Genomic DNA, 17,739 nt, shown 5'->3' with positions numbered 1-17,739 from the left:
CGCAATTAGACGCGGCTTTCTTGCTCTTACCCCGTGGGTACAGTAGCCTGATGTCTCCGTCGTCCATTATTGAGCCAACTTCATGTTAAAGCGTGTGTTATACAGCCTGTTAGTCCTCTGCGGCCTGCTGCTGTTGACCGTGCTGGGCCTTGACCGGTGGATGAGCTGGAAAACCGCGCCCTATATTTACGACGAGCTGCAAGACCTCCCCTACCGCCAGGTTGGTGTCGTGCTGGGCACGGCCAAATATTATCGCACCGGTGTTATCAATCAGTATTACCGTTATCGTATGCAAGGCGCGCTAAACGCCTACAACAGCGGCAAGGTCAATTACCTGTTGCTGAGCGGCGATAACGCTATGCAAAGTTATAACGAACCGATGACAATGCGGCGGGATCTCATCAAAGCCGGTGTCGATCCGGCGGATATCGTGCTGGATTACGCGGGCTTCCGTACGCTGGATTCCATTGTGCGCACGCGCAAAGTCTTTGATACCAACGATTTCATTATTATTACCCAACGCTTCCACTGCGAGCGCGCGCTGTTTATCGCGCTGCATATGGGGATTCAGGCACAGTGTTATGCGGTTCCGTCACCCAAAGATATGTGGAGCGTTCGTCTGCGGGAATTTGGCGCACGCTTTGGCGCGCTCGCCGATTTGTATCTCTTTAAACGTGAGCCACGTTTCTTAGGCCCGTTGATTCCCATTCCTGCCCAGCGAGAAGTCCCGGAAGATGCACAGGGATATCCTGCCGTAACGCCAGAACAGTTGCTGGAATTGCAGAAGAAAAAAGGTCGTTGAGAGCTTGTGCATTGCCTGATGGCACACGTTCGTAGGCCGGATAAGGCGTTTACGCCGTCACCCGGCATTCAGCTCCGTTGCGGCGCTGCGCTTATCAGGCCTACGATGATGTGTAAGTTATTTCTTACGCGCGTATTTCAGTGAATCCAGCGCAACGGCAAAGATGATAATTCCGCCTTTGATAATGTACTGCCAGTACGGATTCACGCCGATGTACGTCAGGCCATAGTTGATGACGGTGAAAATAATCACACCGGTGACCACACCAAATACCGTCCCGACGCCGCCGCTAAACGAAACCCCGCCGACCACACAGGCCGCGATAGCATCCAGCTCATACATAAAGCCGAGGTTGTTGGTCGCCGAGCCGATACGGCCTGCTTCCAGCATCCCACCAAAAGCGTAGAACACACCGGAAAGCGCATAAATTACCAGCAAATTCAGCCCTACGTTGACCCCTGAAACTTTCGCGGCTTCTGGGTTACCGCCGATGGCAAAAATATTTTTACCAAAGCGGGTTTTGTTCCACAGGATCCACACGAAGGCGACAGCAATCAGCGCATAGAACGTAATGTACGACAGCCGGAACGTCCCGAGTGCAATAAACCCCTGGGTGAAGGTCGAAAAGCCGCTGTCAAAACCGGAAATAGGCGATGCGCCCACAAAGTCGTAGTACAGGGAGTTAATCCCATAAACGATAATCATCGTGCCCAGCGTGGTAATAAACGGCGTCACATTCAGGTAGGCGATAATAATGCCGTTGATAAGCCCAATCACCGCCCCGATGGCACAGACAATCAGAATCACCACCGCTATCGGCATGGTCGCCATTTCCGGGAACACCTTGTTGGCGTTCTCCATTGATTGCAGCAGCGTTGCCGCAATTACCGCTGCCAGGCCCACCTGGCGCCCTGCGGAAAGATCTGTCCCCTGCGTGACAATCAACCCAGCCACCCCTAGCGCGATAATAATACGCACCGAAGACTGGGTCAGAATATTACTGAGGTTCAGCAAACTTAAGAAAGTAGGATCCTGGATAATAATAATCGCCAGCAGAACCAAAAGAACGACGTAAATACCGCCATCTTTCAGATAAGTCAGAAAGCTTTTTTTATTTAACGTACTCATGTCGAGCCCCTGCTCTTAAAGGTGCAATGACGCAAGACGGAGAATTTCGTTTTGCGTTGTTGTTTTTGTTTCTACAATCCCGGCAACCAAGCCATTGCTCATGACAAGGATGCGGTCAGTAATTCCCAGCAGCTCAGGCATTTCCGAAGAAATAATAATGATCCCTTTACCTTTCTTCGCCAGTTCGGCGATTAACTGATAAATTTCAAATTTTGCGCCAACATCAATACCGCGAGTCGGTTCATCCAGCATGAGAATTTCTGGCTGAGTTAACAACCAGCGTCCGATAATCACCTTTTGCTGATTACCGCCCGACAATGAACCAATCTGAGTATGGTGGCCCGGCGTTTTAACCCGCATCGAGTCAATAACCCACTGGGTATCACTCTTCATGCGCGAATTATCCAACAGCCCCATTTTATTTTTATAACTTTTAATATTGGAAATTAACGAGTTAAAACCAATATCCAGATAGGCGTAAATCCCCGTTGAGCGGCGTTCTTCGGTAACTAACGCAAAACCGTTATTAATAGCTTCGTTGGCATTATGGTTATTAATTTTCTTGCCGTGCAGCGTAATTGTGCCGCCCGACTTTTCGCGCACGCCAAACAGCGTTTCAACGATATCGGTGCGCTTTGCCCCCACCAGCCCGGCAATACCGAGGATTTCACCTTTACGCAATTGGAATGACACATCGCGAATGGACGGCTGGCGCAGCGACGTCAGATGCTGAACGTCGAGAATCACCTCGCCCGGCGTGTTGTGCTTGTCTGGGAAGCGCTGATTCAGCGAGCGCCCAACCATCATGGCGATGATTTTGTCCATATCCAGCCCTTCCAGCGGCTGGGTGGCAATCCACTGACCATCGCGCAGAACGGTAATTTCATCGCACAGTTGGAAAATCTCTTCCATTTTATGCGAGATATAAACAATGCCGCAGCCGCGATCTTTCAGCTTACGGATAATCGTGAACAGGTGGTTCACCTCTTTTTCCGTTAGCGAAGACGTTGGCTCATCCATAATCACAATTTTCGCGTTATAGGAGAAGGCTTTAGCTATTTCAATCATCTGCATCTGCGAAACCGATAACGTGCCAACGCGGGCGCGCGGGTCGATATCAATATCCAGCTCATCAAAAATGGCTTTGGTATCGCGATACATTTTGTCCTGATCGACAAACATACCTTTGGTGGGATAACGCCCCAGCCACATGTTGTCCATGACCGAACGTTGTAATACCAGGTTTAATTCCTGGTGCACCATTGAAATCCCATTTTCCAGCGCTTCTTTCGCCGAATGGAAATCAATTTCTTTCCCCTGGAAGAGAATACTACCGGAATCTTTTTGATAGATCCCAAACAGGCATTTTAATAACGTTGATTTACCCGCACCGTTCTCCCCCATTAAGGCATGGATAGAGTGCGGACGAACTTTCAGGTTAACATTATCGAGAGCTTTTACGCCGGGGAATAACTTGTTGATTTGACTCATTTCCAACAAGAATTCGCCTGACGGCGCTCTATTATTGTTGTCCATAATTGTACCTGGCTGCGATATTTCTGCGTCAGTATGTAGGGGGCCTGCGCCCCCTATATTTTTAAATTACTTACCGATAAATTCGCTAAGGTTTGACTGATCGACGCCGACATACGGTACACGGACGATTTTGTTTTCAATCTTCCAGTTAGTGCCTTCAGCGGCGGCTTTACCGTCAGCCAGGTTTTTCGCCAGATCGAACGTTGCTTTCGCCTGGTTGTTAGCATCGTTCAGCACGGTTCCGGCCATCGCGCCAGATTTCACCAGCGCCAGCGCTTCTGGCAGCGCATCAACGCCGAACACCGGAATGCTGCTCTTATTGTGTGCTTTCAGCGCTTCAACCGCGCCCATTGCCATCGCATCGTTGTTGGCAATCACCACTTCAATTTTGTTGGCGTTCGGGCCAGACAGCCATGCATCCATTTTATCTTTTGCCTGAGCGGTATCCCACATGGCGGTATCCAGCTGCAACTGTTGGGTTTTCAGGCCCTTATCGTTCAGCTCTTTGATAACGTAGGTGGTACGCGCTTCAGCGTCCGGGTGACCCGGCTCGCCTTTCAGCAGCACAAACTGAATCTGCCCGTCTTTGTTCAGATCCCAGCCTGGGTTCGCCGCCCAGTGTTTAGCAATCAGGTCGCCCTGAATAATGCCGGACTCTTTTGAGTCAGTGCCGACATAATAGGCTTTATCGTAGCTATCCAGCGCTTTACGTGAAGGTTCTTTGTTGAAGAAAACGATAGGCACATTCTGACCGCGCGCTTTTTCAATGACCGTGCCTGCCGCCGCCGGATCGACCAGGTTAATCGCCAGTGCTTTCACGCCTTTTGCCAGCAGAACGTCGATTTGGTCGTTCTGTTTGGACTGGTCGTTTTGCGAGTCATTCATCAGCAACTGAACGTCTGGTGCCGTTTTCGCGTCTTTCTCAATCGCCTTACGTACCACAGACATAAAGTTATCGTCGTATTTATAAATCGTCACACCAATACGGGTATCCGCAGCGTGCGCCGCAGCACCGAAAAACAGGCTGGCCATCAGGGCAGACAGAGTAAACACCTTCTTATTCATGGTATCTCCGGTTTTATTATGCAGGGTAGTTCGGGTGTCAATAGTCGGCGGGTAACGTTAATTGAATGTTACTACCCGACGAAATTCACTGATTAAACTTTGTTCTTCCGTGTAGGGTAACGATCCAGAGTACGCTTTAAACTGTTATTGCAGCGTGCACACGCTATAAAAAGTGATTAATCACCGTTACATTGTGTTTCAGCCTGACAAACGCTGCCATCATAGCGATGGCAATGTTAACGATCTGTGAAATTACTCACAGATTGAAAACGGTTACATACGGTTAACAACTTAGTTCGTGATGGGATGCACAAATTGCCGCTGAGCGACCGAATGACGCCGCACCAGCGTCGGCATAAAACAGTGTGTAGCCTCGCTATCAAGCTTGCCTGCCGCCCCCAGTAGCGCCAGTTCCGTCGCCTGTTTTGCCATTGAAATAATCGGGTAACGCACAGTGGTGAGCTGCGGATCGGTGTAGCGCGCTATCGGAATATCATCAAAACCAATCACTGAAACCTGCTGTGGCACGGCAATACCGTTGTCTTTCAGCGCACTGAGCGCCCCGGCCGCCATGCTGTCGTTATAGGCAAATACCGCCGTCAGCCCGGCGTTGCGCCCAAGCAGTTCTACCATCGCCGCTTCTCCCCCCGGCATATCGGGCGTGCCCGTCCCGACCCAGCTTTCAGCGGCAATAATCCCCTGCTCGTGAAGCGCGCGCGTCCACCCTTCCCTGCGCATATCATCATCTTCAATATGATGGCTCGAAGCGAGATAGCCAATGCGCTGGTGACCGTGGCTCAGTAACATTCGTGTGCCCATTAGCGCGCCACTGACGTTATCAAGACACACGCAACGATGAGCGTAGCCAGGAACGATACGGTTGATTAACACCATGCCAGGCATTTGCGCCATAAACTCGCTTAATTCCCGATCGCTTAAGGCTTTGGAGTGGACAATCAGCGCGCTACAGCGTTGGCGGATCAGCACTTCAATGGCATGACGCTCTTTTTCTGCTTCATGGTAGCTGTTGCCGATAAGGACATATTTTTGATGCTGTTGGGCAACCGTATCGACCGCTTTCACCAGTGCGCCAAAAAAGGCATCCGAGACATCCATCACCACCACGCCAATGGTATCGCTGACCTGCGTTGCTAGCGCTTGTGCATTCGCGTTCGGGCGATAACCCAGGGCGGTAACTGCGCCCATCACCCTGTCACGGGTCTCCTGGCTCACCAATGCGCTGTTGTTCAGCACCCGTGAAACCGTCGCAACAGAAACGCCCGCCTGGCGGGCAACATCACGAATGGTAACCATACTCACCGCCCGGTAGAAAATAGTTGCAGTTCACGTTACACCTCCTATGTCCAGCAAGAGCGCTATTCTGGCAGTGTGTTTACGGCAACTACGTGAGAAGGGTCACAGCGATGGAAACGGTTACATCCATTTTGTTAATGGTTGTGATCCAGATCGTTATCTAAATGTACTGCGGAATGATATTCCTGATGCTTTTGCGGTCAATTGTCGCCACAGCCATTCAACCGGCCCTTGACGGAAATAACGCAGCCACAGCAGCGAGAAAGCGAGGTTGACCAGCCAAACCGGTACCACAAACGCCAGCAGCGTCAGGCGGTCAAATTTCATGAACAGGCCAAAGTGATAGAACAAGGTGGTGCAGATAAGCGTTTGTAGCAGATAGTTACTGAGCGCCATGCGGCCAACGCAAACCACCGCCGCCGCCAGCCGAGAACGGCTGATTTGCGGCCAGTAGCCATAAGCCAGCGCCGCGTAGCCCAGCGTTTGAATCGGTGCGCTGATTTCACGCGGGGCTTGCAGCAGGAACGCACACCAGCGGTAGTCCCAGTCCAGATGCCACTGGGTAATAATCGCAGGCAGGTTAATCAGGATACCGAGCGTAATACACACGGCGGCACAGCGGCGATAGTGACGCAGACTAAACTGCCCTTTTAGCCAGCCGCAGCGCATCAGTGCCGCGCCTATCAGCATCATTCCCGCAAGCTGCCAGCCATACTGCACCCCCAGCGCTAACAGGTTTGCTGAAAGCATATCAGAACGGTTGCTGATAGCTTCAAAACCGCCGTTCAACTTCCAGTAATGTTCGTATAACAGGTTCGAGGCATCGGGGATCCAGTCGCGGCTCTGCCCAGAGTGCGCTATCAATCCCAACAATATCAATACGCCAACACCAATGGCGTACAGCATCACGCCGGTATTAAACAGCGCTTTGACGTCGCGGGCTTCACGTACCAGTCGCCAACACACCAGCCCAACTAACGCATAGGCCAGCAGAATATCGCCATCCCAAAACAGCAGCGCGTGAATAAACCCCAGCAATGCCAGCAGCGTTAAACGGCTTTGGATCCACCTTGTACCGCGCGGCAGCAAAAGCTGCAACCCCGCGCCAAACAGCAGAGCAAACAGTGTCAGAAATTTGACCTGTGCGAACAGGTCGAGAATGGCCCACGTCCAGGCATCGCGCGAGGTAATCTCGCCGTACCAGGCAGGGTTAAGATAGGCCGCCTTCGGCAAACCGAAGGCGCTAATATTCAGCAGCAGGATACCGAGTATGGCAACGCCGCGAATAAAATCCAGCGTGACGTTCCGCTCCATGTACCCTGCTCCGCTAACGTATTAGTTGTGGTGACGCACCGCGCGCAAGAATTCCTGGCGGGTATTCTGGCTAGACTTAAACAGGCCGCCGAGCGATGTGGTGGTGGTCGCACTGGTGGCGTCGCGAATGCCACGTGCTTTCACGCAATAATGCACCGCATCAATAGATACCGCCACGTTGTTAGTACCGAGCAGCGTTTGCAGCGCGGTCAGAATCTGCTGGGTTAACCGCTCCTGCACCTGCGGGCGCTGGGCGAAGAACTGCACGATACGGTTGATTTTCGACAGACCGATCACCGAATCTTTCGGGATATAAGCCACGGTCGCTTTACCGTCGATGGTCACAAAATGGTGCTCGCAGGTACTGGTTAAGGTGATATCGCGCACCGTCACCATTTCATCGACTTTCATTTTGTTTTCAATGACGGTGATTTTCGGGAAGTTAGCGTAATCGAGGCCAGAGAAAATCTCATCCACATACATTTTGGCAATGCGATGCGGCGTTTCCATCAGACTGTCATCACTCAAATCGAGATTCAGCAGTTGCATTATCTCGGTCATATGTCCAGTAATCAGTCGCTTACGGGTTTCATTATCCATTTCGCGCACCGGCGGGCGCAACGGCGTTTCAAGACCACGGGCGACCAGCGCTTCATGAACCAGTACCGCTTCTTTACTCAGTGATGACATCTTTTTTTCTCCTGCAGGTGTGGCGCTTTGCTTTTCTGGGGGCAAAGTTCGTCCTCATTGTGCGTGAGGCGGCGCACAGAATCCAGTATTCGTAGTGATAATTATTGCAATCGTTGTTGCCTTTCAGCCTGTGGACGCCAGACCAGTGCTCCGCCTATCAACAGCGCAATGGCGGCAATCCCCAGCGCAGGCTCCAGCCGCTGGGTGAGCCACGTGGAAATAGCCGAAGTCATTGGCCCCACTAATTGCCCAAGGGCATAACCGGTGGTTAGCAGCCCCGCCATATAGCGCGAATGCTGCGGCGCGAGTTCACGACCATATAATAATGACAGTTGTACCGCCGCCAGAAAACCGCCGCCCACTAACAGCGCGCCAGTGACCAGGCCACTGATACCCGGCAGAAGCCAGGCCGACAACACGCCCAGCCCTTGCAGCCACAATACCACCGCCAGCCGCTGATAAGAGTGCCCTAACCTTCGCATGATAATACTCAGCACAATACCGGCGGCCCCCGCCAGCCCGAATACCGGCCAGATAAACTGGGCGAACAGGCTATCTGGAAAACGCTGTGTCGCCATTTGCGATAAAAAGGTCGCTGGCAGAATATAGCCGAAGCCCGCCAGGCTATAGCTCCATACCAGCCGCCGCAGATTCGTGGTTAACACCAGCGGTTGCGGCTTTTCGCCGCTGCGGTGCAGTTCGCCAGGGCGCGGCAGCCAGCGCGCAATCCACGCCACCAAAACCAGCGCCAGCACACCATAAAGCTGCCATCCCGCCGCCGCACTCAGCGATTGCGCATGAATAAACCCCCCCAGCAGCCCGCTAAGCGCAATGCCTGCCCCCGGCCCGGCAAATACCGCCGCGCTAAGGCCTGGTCTTGCGAAGTGCGCCAGGCGCTCGTTCACCCACGCCGCCGTCAGCACCATCCCCCAGCCGCTCATACCGCCAATCACCAGCCGTAGCAGGCCATGCAGCCAGGCGTTATCCACCAGCGCGGAGAGAAACGTGAGCGCCACCGCGCCCGCAATGCCGAGATACAGCCGAATTTCCACGCCACGGTGCGCCCGCATGGCATCCCAGGCGCCCAGCAAATATCCCAGGTAGTTCAGTGCCGCCACAAGTCCGGCGCTGGTCAGCGTGAGCTGCCCTTCCGCTATCATCAACGGCACTTGCGGCGTAAAGGCGAACCGGCCAATGCCAATAGTGGCGACCAGCGCCAGGAACCCGCTTAGCGCAATACGTACCGGCATGAATGCCTCAAATGTAAAATAAAAGTTATCACAATGATGCAACATATAGGTGTTATGCGGAAGTGAAAGTTACTCACCGTCGGTGAATTATCTGTATGATGGGACAATCAATTCTGACCAAAACTGCGAGGAGCCCGCATGGAAATGCTGGAAGAGCACCGCTGTTATGGCGGCTGGCAACAGCGCTGGCAGCACCATTCTGCCACACTTAATTGTCCAATGACCTTTAGCCTGTTTTTACCGCCTGAAGGCAAAAAAACACCGCCACCGGTTCTGTACTGGCTTTCGGGCTTGACCTGTAACGATGAAAACTTCACCACCAAAGCGGGCGCACAACGTGTGGCGGCTGAGCTGGGAATTGTGCTGGTGATGCCCGACACCAGCCCACGCGGTGACGGTGTCGCGAATGACGCCGGTTACGACTTAGGCCAGGGAGCAGGATTCTATCTCAACGCCAGCGAGTCTCCGTGGGCGGCGCATTATCAGATGTACGATTATTTGCGCGATGAGCTTCCGGCGTTAATTCAGGCGCAATTTAACGTTAGCGCACGCTGCGCAATTAGCGGTCACTCGATGGGTGGACACGGCGCGCTGATGCTGGCGCTGAAAAATCCGGGTAAATATTGCAGCGCCTCGGCGTTCGCGCCCATCGTCAACCCAAGCCAGGTGCCGTGGGGTAAAAAAGCCTTTGCCGCCTATTTGGGTGACGATAAATCCCGCTGGGCGCAATGGGATAGCTGCGAACTGCTGCTCGCCAGCCGTCGTGAAGACGCCATTCCCATGCTGATAGACCAGGGCGATAACGACCAGTTCCTCGCCGACCAACTCCAGCCAGCCGTATTTGCCGAAGCCGCCCGGCAAAAAGAGTGGCCGCTGACGCTACGCATTCAGCCAGGCTATGACCATAGCTATTACTTTATTGCGTCGTTTATTGAAGATCACCTGCGTTTCCACGCGCAATATTTGCTGAAATAACCCATCACTCAGGCAAGGTGTAGGGATACGCCTTGCGATATTGCAGCGGTGTCTTGCCCATATTTTTACGAAAACAGGTAATAAACCAAGCGTATTCGGTAAACCCGACCATAGTGGCAATCTCTTTTACCGAATGCTGTGAATGCAGCAAAAATTCACAGGCCTGGCGAATTCGCCGCATCGTTAAATATTCCTGAATCGTGCCGCCGGTTTCATCATGAAAACGGCGCGACGTATGCCCACGCGAACAGCCCATCACCGCCGCAATATCATCCAGCGAACAGCGCTCGTGGTAGTGCGTTTCCAGCCAGCGAATAATGGTCGATGAAAAGGTATTGTGCCCTGCCGCCTGCTCTTGCTGCGGCAGCAGGCTAATGAGCTGCATAATTAAAAACGCGCTATCGCTGGTGCTCCAGCTCTCGTCGCGGGTCAATTCTTCAAAGCGTTGTAACAGCCTTTCAATCACTGGCTGTAGGTCGCCAACGTCAAATACTCGCGCCTTCTCACCGCGCCCGCACAACTGGCGCAACAGCATTTGCTGACGCGGGAAATCGCGCAGCCACGGCTCCAGCAGCAACGGGTTAAAGTGCAGCGTGGTACGATGATAAACATTGCGATCATCTTGCTCGACATACACTTTGTGGAGTTTGCCTGGCGGGAAAATAAATAACCGCCCCGGCTTCACCGTATATTGCTGGTGCTCCATCAGCGCAATGCCCACCCCGCGTGACACCGACAAAATTTCCGCACACTGATGCCAGTGATAATAGTTAGCGGGCATATTCTGCATCCGGTTGAAATAGATCGACTTATCGTTGAGATGGATCTGCTCAAGATAGGTTGTGTCTTCCGTTCGCTGAGAATGCGCCACCGCGTTAGCCTCGCATGTTAATAAACTTAAACTTTCATCATCGAAATAAAACTTTTGCCCTAAGTTACGCCATAAAATTAATTTTAATTACCAGACATACGCAAAAGTAAGAGCACAATCACATTTGTCTACCGCACCAAATTCCTATTATTCGCTCGCCATCAACGGTTTGAAACAGGGTTTCACTATGCGGACGAAGACAGAATACAGTGCGTTAGTACAGCGGTGGGTCGCAGCCGCTATTCCTCATTTATCGACAGATTGCACCCGGCTTCATGCGGGCGACACCGCCGCGCAGTACCCGGACGATGTCGCCGGAATGGAAGGCTTTATTCGTCTGCTGTGGGGCGTATTTCCACTGGTCAACGGCGGCGTGACGCCGCAATGGCACGACAAATTTATCGAGGGTATTCGTCATGGCTGTGACCCGCAGCACCCCGGTTATTGGGGGGATGTCGGCGACAACGATCAGCGCTGCGTAGAGATGGCGGCGTTTGGCCTCGGGCTGGCGCTGCCGCACAGTGGGCTATGGGCGTCGCTGGATAACGTAAGCCGGGACAACCTCGTTAACTGGCTTTGTCAAAGCGCCAACGTGGCGGTTCCTGATAACAACTGGCACTTTTTCCCGGTGCTGATTCAGGTTGGGCTAAAGTGCGTTGGCCGCGAGTACGACATGGCGGTTATCAACCGCCATCTGGATGCCATTGAGCCGTTTTGGCTAGGCAATGGCTGGTACTGCGACGGGCATGGCAAACCGCGCGATTACTATATCTCTAGCGGTTTTCACTTCTACAGCCTGCTGTACAGCCACTTTATGCAGGATATCGACCCGGAGCGCTGCCTGCGTTATCGCCAGCGCGCGCAGCAATTTGCCCGCGATTACGGTTACTACTTCACCGCCAAGGGCGACGCGATCCCGTTTGGTCGTAGCCTGACATATCGCTTTGTGCAGGTCGCGTTCTGGAGTGCGGTCGCTTTTACCGGGCTTGACGTGTTCACCCCCGGCATAATTAAAGGGCTGATTTTGCGCCATATCGACCACTGGCTCACGCAGCCGTTTATCGGTGCTGATGGGCTGTTTTCGATTGGCTACGCCTATCCAAATTTAATCATGGCCGAAGATTACAACAGCCCAGGTTCACCGTACTGGGGGCTGAAAGCGATGCTGATACTGGCGCTGCCGGAGGAGAGCGCGTTTTGGCAAGCCGAGTGCGAGCCGCTACCCGCGCTGGAGGCCATTCACCCTATTCCTGAAGCGGGGCAAATCATCGTGCATAGCGCTGAAAACCGCCATGCCTGGATGTTGATGTCCGGTCAGTTCGACAAAAATAACTTTGTTAACTTCGAGCAAAAATACGGCAAGTTCGCCTACTCCAGCCACTTTGGCTTTACCCTGGAGCGCGGGCGCTATGGGCTGAACCACGCCGCCGCAGACTCAATGCTGCTGTTGAGCCACGGCGATGATTACTATCGTGGGCGGCGCGAATGCGATAGCGTGCAGGTAACGGAGTCCTGGGTGCGCAGCACCTGGCGTCCGTGGCCTGAAGTTAACGTCACCAGTTGGCTTATTGCCCTGCCAGACGGTCACGTTCGTATTCATCGCATCGATACCCCGCGCACGCTTCACTGCGTAGAGGGCGGTTTTGCCGCCAACCATCACCGCCTGACACAACAGACTCGCCAGGCTAATTGCGTCACGCTTGAAACCACTGAAGATTACAGCCGGATAGTCAATCTTGCCGGTGACCGCCTGGCGTTGACCCTCACCACGCCCCCTAATAGCAACCTGCTGTATTCGGCTCCCGCCGATATTCCTTGTTTATCGGCGCAGATAAGCGCCGGAACCCACTGGCTGGCCTGTTATGTCAGCGCCGACCCAGGCGCAGTGCAGGAGATGCCAGAAACCCTTGTTTTTGATGTCCATACCCAGCAGCTCATTATCAATAAACGCTGCCTGATGATTGTATAAAACTGACCCTCTGATTGACGGCGGAGACCGCAATGACTACACCAGTTCAGTCGATACGTTCGGCATATATAAAGCTCAGTCTTTTTGTTTTTCTGTTTACCTTTACCTGGGCGGCAAGTTTCGGCCTGTACGCCATCTGGCTTGGCGATAAAGCCGGGCTAGACGCTGTGGATATCGGCACGGTGTTTGCCGTCAACGGCATTTTTGCGGTGGTTATCAAGCCGGTTTACGGCTACATCATGGACAAAATAGGCATGAAGAAACACCTGCTCTATTTTGTCTGTATTGTTTCGGCGCTGATGGCCCCGTTCTTTATCTGGGTTTATTTGCCGATGCTGCAAAGCCACTTTATTAGCGGGATGATTGTCGGCGCGCTGTTCTTTAGCCTCGGCTGGTACGCCGGTGTCGCGGCGGAAGAATCCTACGTAGACCGCTTCAGCCGCTTGTATAACATGGAGTTTGGGCGTATTCGCATGTGGGCCGCGTTGGGCTGGGCTAGCGCATCATCGTTCTCCGGTTTTCTTTATAACATCTCGCCCAAAATCAACTTCGTCATCAGTAGCGTATCGGCGCTGTGTATGTTTGCCGTGTTACTGACGCTGAAAGTTGACCACTTCGGCCAGGAAGAAAATAACGTTTTATCGAAAGAGAAAATTGTTATCACCGACGTGCTGCATCTGCTGGCTAACCGTAAATTCTGGATGTTCGCGCTCTATATCGCCGGTGTGGCGTGGATGATGTTTATCGCCGAGCAACAGTTCTCGCGCTATTTCGTCACCTTCTTTGCCACCAAAGAAGAAGGCAACGCCATGTTTGGCTACATGAGCACCGCCCAGTCTGCCGCCGAGTTTTTCGGCATGATGCTAGTTCCGAGCATTATCAACCGTATCGGCGCAAAACAGGGGATGCTGCTCACAGGGCTGGTTATCAGCCTGCGCCTGATTATCTCCGGCCTGACCAGCGACCCGCTGATTATCTGCCTGGTAAAACCGCTGTATGGCATTGAAATTGCCCTGATTCTGGTTTCAGTCTTTAAGTATATCGCCGAGCATTTCGACAAACGCATCAACGCCACCATGTATCTGCTGGGTTACCAGGCGATGATTTATGTTGGCTCCATTGTGGTCGCACCGCCGGCGGGCTACGCCTATCAGAGCATCGGCTTTGAACACACCTATCTCATTATGGGCATCACCGCGCTGATATTTACCGGTGTCTCCGCCCTGACGCTGTCGGCTTGCCACAGCCACAAACAGACTGAAATTAAACACCAGGTACTTAATTAAAACGGGAATATGACCGCATGACGTCTGAAAAAATCGCTAAAGAACCGCTCGCATTGCATCGACTAAACCCCGGTGAACGCGACGAGATTGGCCGTAAGATTCGCGCAGTAATGCCCACGTTGCTAAAGGCCATTGACAGTAACGCGGACTATTTTGGCTTGCGCTTTCCCGACGCCGCCTGCCAGAACGGCCGGTATCCGGTTATCGACAATATAGAATGGACGACCAGTTTCTGGACGGGGCAGCTTTGGCTGGCCTATGAATGGACAGGGAATGACGGATATCGCACGTTGGCAGAGCAGCATATTCACTCATTCGGCCAGCGAATTATTAATCGCGATCATACGAATCACCACGATCTGGGTTTTCTCTATAGCCTGTCGTGCGTGGCGGGGGAACGGCTGACCGGTAATCGTCAGGCCGGATATATCGCCCTGCTCGCCGCTGATGCGTTGATGGAGCGTTACAACGAAACCGCCGGGATCATTCAGGCCTGGGGGGAGCTGAATAATCCAGAGCAGCAAGGGCGGATGATTATCGACTGCAATATGAACCTACCGTTGCTGTATCAGGCAAGCCAGGCCAGCGGCGACCCGCGATATGCGGCAGCGGCAACGCAGCACATTGAGCGCGCGCGCCGGTATATTGTGCGCGAGGACGGTTCGACTTATCACACCTGGTATATGGATGTGGTGACCGGCGAGCCGCGCTTTGGCAACACCCATCAGGGCTTTGCCGATGATTCCTGCTGGGCGCGCGGGCAAGCGTGGGGCGTGTACGGTTTCCTGCTTAACTATTTATACACTGGCGATGAGCGTTTGTTGGATCTGAGCCAGACGCTGGCGAATTATTATCTTAACCGTCTGCCGGAGGATCTTGTCTGTTATTGGGATCTGGCGTTAACCGACCCAGCCAGTGAGCGCGATAGCTCTGCGGCGGCGATTGTCGCCTGCGCGCTGCTGGAGTTGGTTAAGCATCTGCCCGTGACGCACCCAGACCGAGAAAGCTACGAAACGCTGGCGCTGCGGATGATTGGCAACATGATTGATGGCTACGTCAATCGCGAACATACGCCAGGGCAAGGGCTGTTGGCGCATTCGGTGTATTATTTTAAAGGTAATGTGGGCGTGGATGAGTGCTGTAGCTGGGGAGATTATTTCCTGATGGAAGCCATTACCCGCGCCACACAAAACTGGCGCAGTTACTGGTAATTCCGGCGTTATTGCCCGGTGGCGCTACGCTTACCGGGCCTACAAACGCAATGCCTGTAGGCCTGATAAGCGCAGCGCCATCAGGCACTCACAGTATTAGAAGCGGTAATCTACGGCCATAAAGTAGCGACGACCGTCTTCGTTATAGCTGTAATCATCACGCTGTAGGTTTTTATCCCCCAGGTTCAGCACACCGCCACGCAGACGGACGTTTTTCGTTGCCTGCCATGCGCCGCCGAGATCCCAGGTGGTATAGCCGCCAGGCGTTTTCGCCGTGGCGCTTACCGCACGCTGTTCACCGGTATAGCTTGCCGCCAGATAGAACGACCAATCTTGCACCGGCGCCCAATCTACACGCCCATTAGCGGTATGGAACGGCAACTCCTGCAACGGTTTATTGCCGCCATTACTGAGGTCGCGACCATCATTATAGGTGTAGTTCAGCGTCAGTTTCCATTCGTCGCCAAACGGCACTTTCAGCTCGGACTCAACGCCCTGAATACGCGCTTTGTTTACGTTGTAGTAAGCAAACACCGGCACTCGGCGGCCATTCGCGTTATCAAAGCCAACGAAGTTTGAGTAACCCGGCGCGTCGCTGATGCTCGATGTACGGCTGATGTTAATCATATCTTCAATGTTATTCTGGAAGGTGGTGATATTCGCCTGCACCCCTTCCAGCCAGCCTTCTTCGCCTTGATAGTAAAGGCCGATTTCATAGCTTTCGCTGGTTTCTGGTTTCAGATCCGGGCTACCCACAATGCGGCAACCGCCACGGCAGGAGTTTGTCGCCCAGTCGGGGCTAAGCTGCAACAGGGATGGCGCTTTAAAGGCAGTCGCCCAGCCCCCTTTCACCGTTACCGTATCCGTAGCGTTGTAAACCAGATAGGCACGCGGGCTCCAGTGATCGCCATAGGTCTGGTGATCGTCCATACGAATACCGGTGGTCAGCGCCAACGGCTCGAAGATACGCCATTCATCTTCGAGGAACAGCGCGTACTGGCTTGCCGACGTTTCGCTGCTGGTTCCACGCGTCAGGTTGACCGGGTCAGTCAGCTTGTCGTGTCGCCACTCCCCGCCAAAGGTGACGAGCTGGTTAATCGCCCCCAGCGGCAGCACGTATTTACCGTCGATAGTGTTGCTTTCAGAGGTAATGGCGCTGCTGTTGCCTGGGTTTTTATTGCTGACTTTTTCGCCGTAATATTTAAGCTCGCTGGTGCCGAGATCCCAGCGGCCATTGTGGCTTAACGAGTAATTCTGGCGCTCAAGACGGTTGCGGTCTAGGGAGTCGGAATCCCTGTCCTGGCGGTCAAAACCGTAACCGGCGGTGATATCGTTGCTTTCGTTTGGCGTCCAGGCAAATTCCACGTTGCCGTCACGGCTGGTAAAGCCTTCAATGCGCGGCGTTTCACCGGTTGTACTGGTGCTGGAAGGCTGCTGATCGTCCTTTTCACGCTTAGAGAGGCTACCAAAAGCTTTCATCCCCAACACGCCATCAATCAACGGCCCTGCGGTATAGAACTGGCCGTTCCAGGTATCCCCACGATCGCGATGCTCCTGCAAGGTGGTATCTGCCGTGATGCTGCCCGTCCATTTCGCGCCGATTTTTTTGGTGATGATATTCACCACGCCGCCCAGCGCATCGGAACCGTACAGCGAGGACATCGGCCCGCGAACCACTTCGATACGCTCGATGGCATCAACAGGGATCCAGTTCAGGTCGAAGTCATTGTGGCGGAATACCGCATTGCGAGAGTTAACTCGTTTGCCATCAATCAGAATCAGGGTATAGCTGCTGTCCAGGCCGCGAATGCTCACGCCCTGGCGATTATCCCCTTCATTAGTGAGCTGTACGCCCGGCACTTCTTTCAGCACATCTTTCAGGTTTTGCACCGGTTTACGCTGCAAATCTTCCTGGGTGATTACGCTAATACTGGCGGGAGCGTCCTTGACGCTTTGTTCGGTGGCAGCCGCCGTAACGACCATAACCTCATTATTATCAGCAGCGCTGACAGGCAGAGCGAGGGACACTACGGACGCACATAGCCCGCCCCGAACGAAGGGGTTTAACCTAAACATTCCATATCTCCATGAAGTAAACACTGAATTAAAACAAAAGGGTCTTACTCACAAGTACTGCTTAACAGCCACGAATTGCGGCCTATTTTTTTCGCAGATGTGGCTGGTCCCTCAGCGTATTAGCACGCATGGAGTGGAGTGGCTTCATCTCTTTATATGAGGCGTGATGATAAACGTAATGATAACAATTATCAATTAAGGTTGTTTAAAGTTATGTCAACGCGTAAACAGTTATGACCATTTAGCAAGCGC

14 protein-coding genes are annotated in these 17,739 nt (G+C 53.1%); 5 read left to right on the top strand and 9 right to left on the bottom strand.

The window, feature by feature from the left end; genetic code table 11:
* Positions 1-82 precede the first annotated feature (82 nt).
* On the top strand, positions 83-802 hold the full coding sequence (gene sanA, locus AC6I4B_RS08490) for an outer membrane permeability protein SanA (protein ID WP_497770978.1): 720 nt from the start codon (positions 83-85) through the stop codon (positions 800-802).
* 117 nt (positions 803-919) lie between these two features.
* On the opposite strand, the gene mglC is transcribed toward sanA, so the two are convergent.
* From mglC to AC6I4B_RS08455, 7 genes are all read right to left on the bottom strand, one after another.
* Positions 920-1,930, bottom strand: coding sequence for a galactose/methyl galactoside ABC transporter permease MglC (mglC, locus tag AC6I4B_RS08485; protein ID WP_497770977.1), 1,011 nt, complete (start codon positions 1,928-1,930; stop codon positions 920-922).
* A 15-nt stretch (positions 1,931-1,945) separates the two neighbouring features.
* Entirely contained in the window at positions 1,946-3,466 is a 1,521-nt protein-coding gene (gene mglA / locus AC6I4B_RS08480; RefSeq protein WP_497770975.1) for a galactose/methyl galactoside ABC transporter ATP-binding protein MglA, read from the bottom strand.
* Between the two features lie 66 nt (positions 3,467-3,532).
* The gene (mglB, locus tag AC6I4B_RS08475; protein WP_497770974.1) at positions 3,533-4,531 is read right to left on the bottom strand and encodes a galactose/glucose ABC transporter substrate-binding protein MglB; all 999 of its coding nucleotides are present in this window, start codon (positions 4,529-4,531) and stop codon (positions 3,533-3,535) included.
* Between the two features lie 291 nt (positions 4,532-4,822).
* Positions 4,823-5,845: an HTH-type transcriptional regulator GalS gene (gene galS, locus AC6I4B_RS08470; RefSeq protein ID WP_497770972.1), complete on the bottom strand. Its 1,023-nt coding sequence runs from the start codon at positions 5,843-5,845 to the stop codon at positions 4,823-4,825.
* 156 nt (positions 5,846-6,001) lie between these two features.
* Positions 6,002-7,159 (bottom strand): DUF418 domain-containing protein YeiB, encoded by a 1,158-nt coding sequence (gene yeiB / locus AC6I4B_RS08465; protein ID WP_497770971.1) that lies wholly within the window; start codon positions 7,157-7,159, stop codon positions 6,002-6,004.
* A gap of 21 nt (positions 7,160-7,180) precedes the next feature.
* The gene (folE, locus tag AC6I4B_RS08460) at positions 7,181-7,849 is read right to left on the bottom strand and encodes a GTP cyclohydrolase I FolE (protein WP_497770969.1); all 669 of its coding nucleotides are present in this window, start codon (positions 7,847-7,849) and stop codon (positions 7,181-7,183) included.
* A 101-nt stretch (positions 7,850-7,950) separates the two neighbouring features.
* The gene (locus AC6I4B_RS08455; RefSeq protein WP_497770968.1) at positions 7,951-9,099 is read right to left on the bottom strand and encodes a YbfB/YjiJ family MFS transporter; all 1,149 of its coding nucleotides are present in this window, start codon (positions 9,097-9,099) and stop codon (positions 7,951-7,953) included.
* Between the two features lie 138 nt (positions 9,100-9,237).
* Here AC6I4B_RS08455 and fghA point away from each other — a divergent pair, with 138 nt between their 5' ends.
* A complete protein-coding gene (gene fghA / locus AC6I4B_RS08450) occupies positions 9,238-10,074 on the top strand; it encodes an S-formylglutathione hydrolase (RefSeq protein WP_497770967.1) in 837 nt (278 codons plus the stop codon).
* A 4-nt stretch (positions 10,075-10,078) separates the two neighbouring features.
* Here the strand turns inward: fghA and AC6I4B_RS08445 are convergent, their stop codons facing one another.
* Positions 10,079-10,945 carry an AraC family transcriptional regulator gene (locus tag AC6I4B_RS08445; protein WP_497770965.1) on the bottom strand — a complete coding sequence of 289 codons (867 nt, stop codon included), beginning with the start codon at positions 10,943-10,945 and terminating at the stop codon, positions 10,079-10,081.
* Positions 10,946-11,132: 187 nt separating this feature from the next.
* On the opposite strand from AC6I4B_RS08445, the gene AC6I4B_RS08440 reads away from it, so the two are divergent.
* From AC6I4B_RS08440 to AC6I4B_RS08430, 3 genes are read left to right on the top strand one after another with little or no spacing between them, the layout of a single operon-like run.
* A complete protein-coding gene (locus tag AC6I4B_RS08440) occupies positions 11,133-12,914 on the top strand; it encodes a DUF2264 domain-containing protein (RefSeq protein WP_497770964.1) in 1,782 nt (593 codons plus the stop codon).
* 32 nt (positions 12,915-12,946) lie between these two features.
* Complete coding sequence (locus tag AC6I4B_RS08435; protein WP_497770962.1) at positions 12,947-14,200, top strand: oligosaccharide MFS transporter; 1,254 nt, start codon at positions 12,947-12,949, stop codon at positions 14,198-14,200.
* 17 nt (positions 14,201-14,217) lie between these two features.
* Positions 14,218-15,411 (top strand): glycoside hydrolase family 88 protein, encoded by a 1,194-nt coding sequence (locus AC6I4B_RS08430; protein ID WP_497770961.1) that lies wholly within the window; start codon positions 14,218-14,220, stop codon positions 15,409-15,411.
* A 96-nt stretch (positions 15,412-15,507) separates the two neighbouring features.
* Here AC6I4B_RS08430 and cirA read toward each other — a convergent pair whose 3' ends face one another.
* Entirely contained in the window at positions 15,508-17,487 is a 1,980-nt protein-coding gene (gene cirA / locus AC6I4B_RS08425) for a catecholate siderophore receptor CirA (protein WP_497770959.1), read from the bottom strand.
* Between the last annotated feature and the right edge of the window lie 252 nt (positions 17,488-17,739).

It is taken from the genome of Kluyvera fluvialis (genome assembly GCF_059725275.1).
This window is presented reverse-complemented; position numbering and strand designations above follow the sequence as displayed.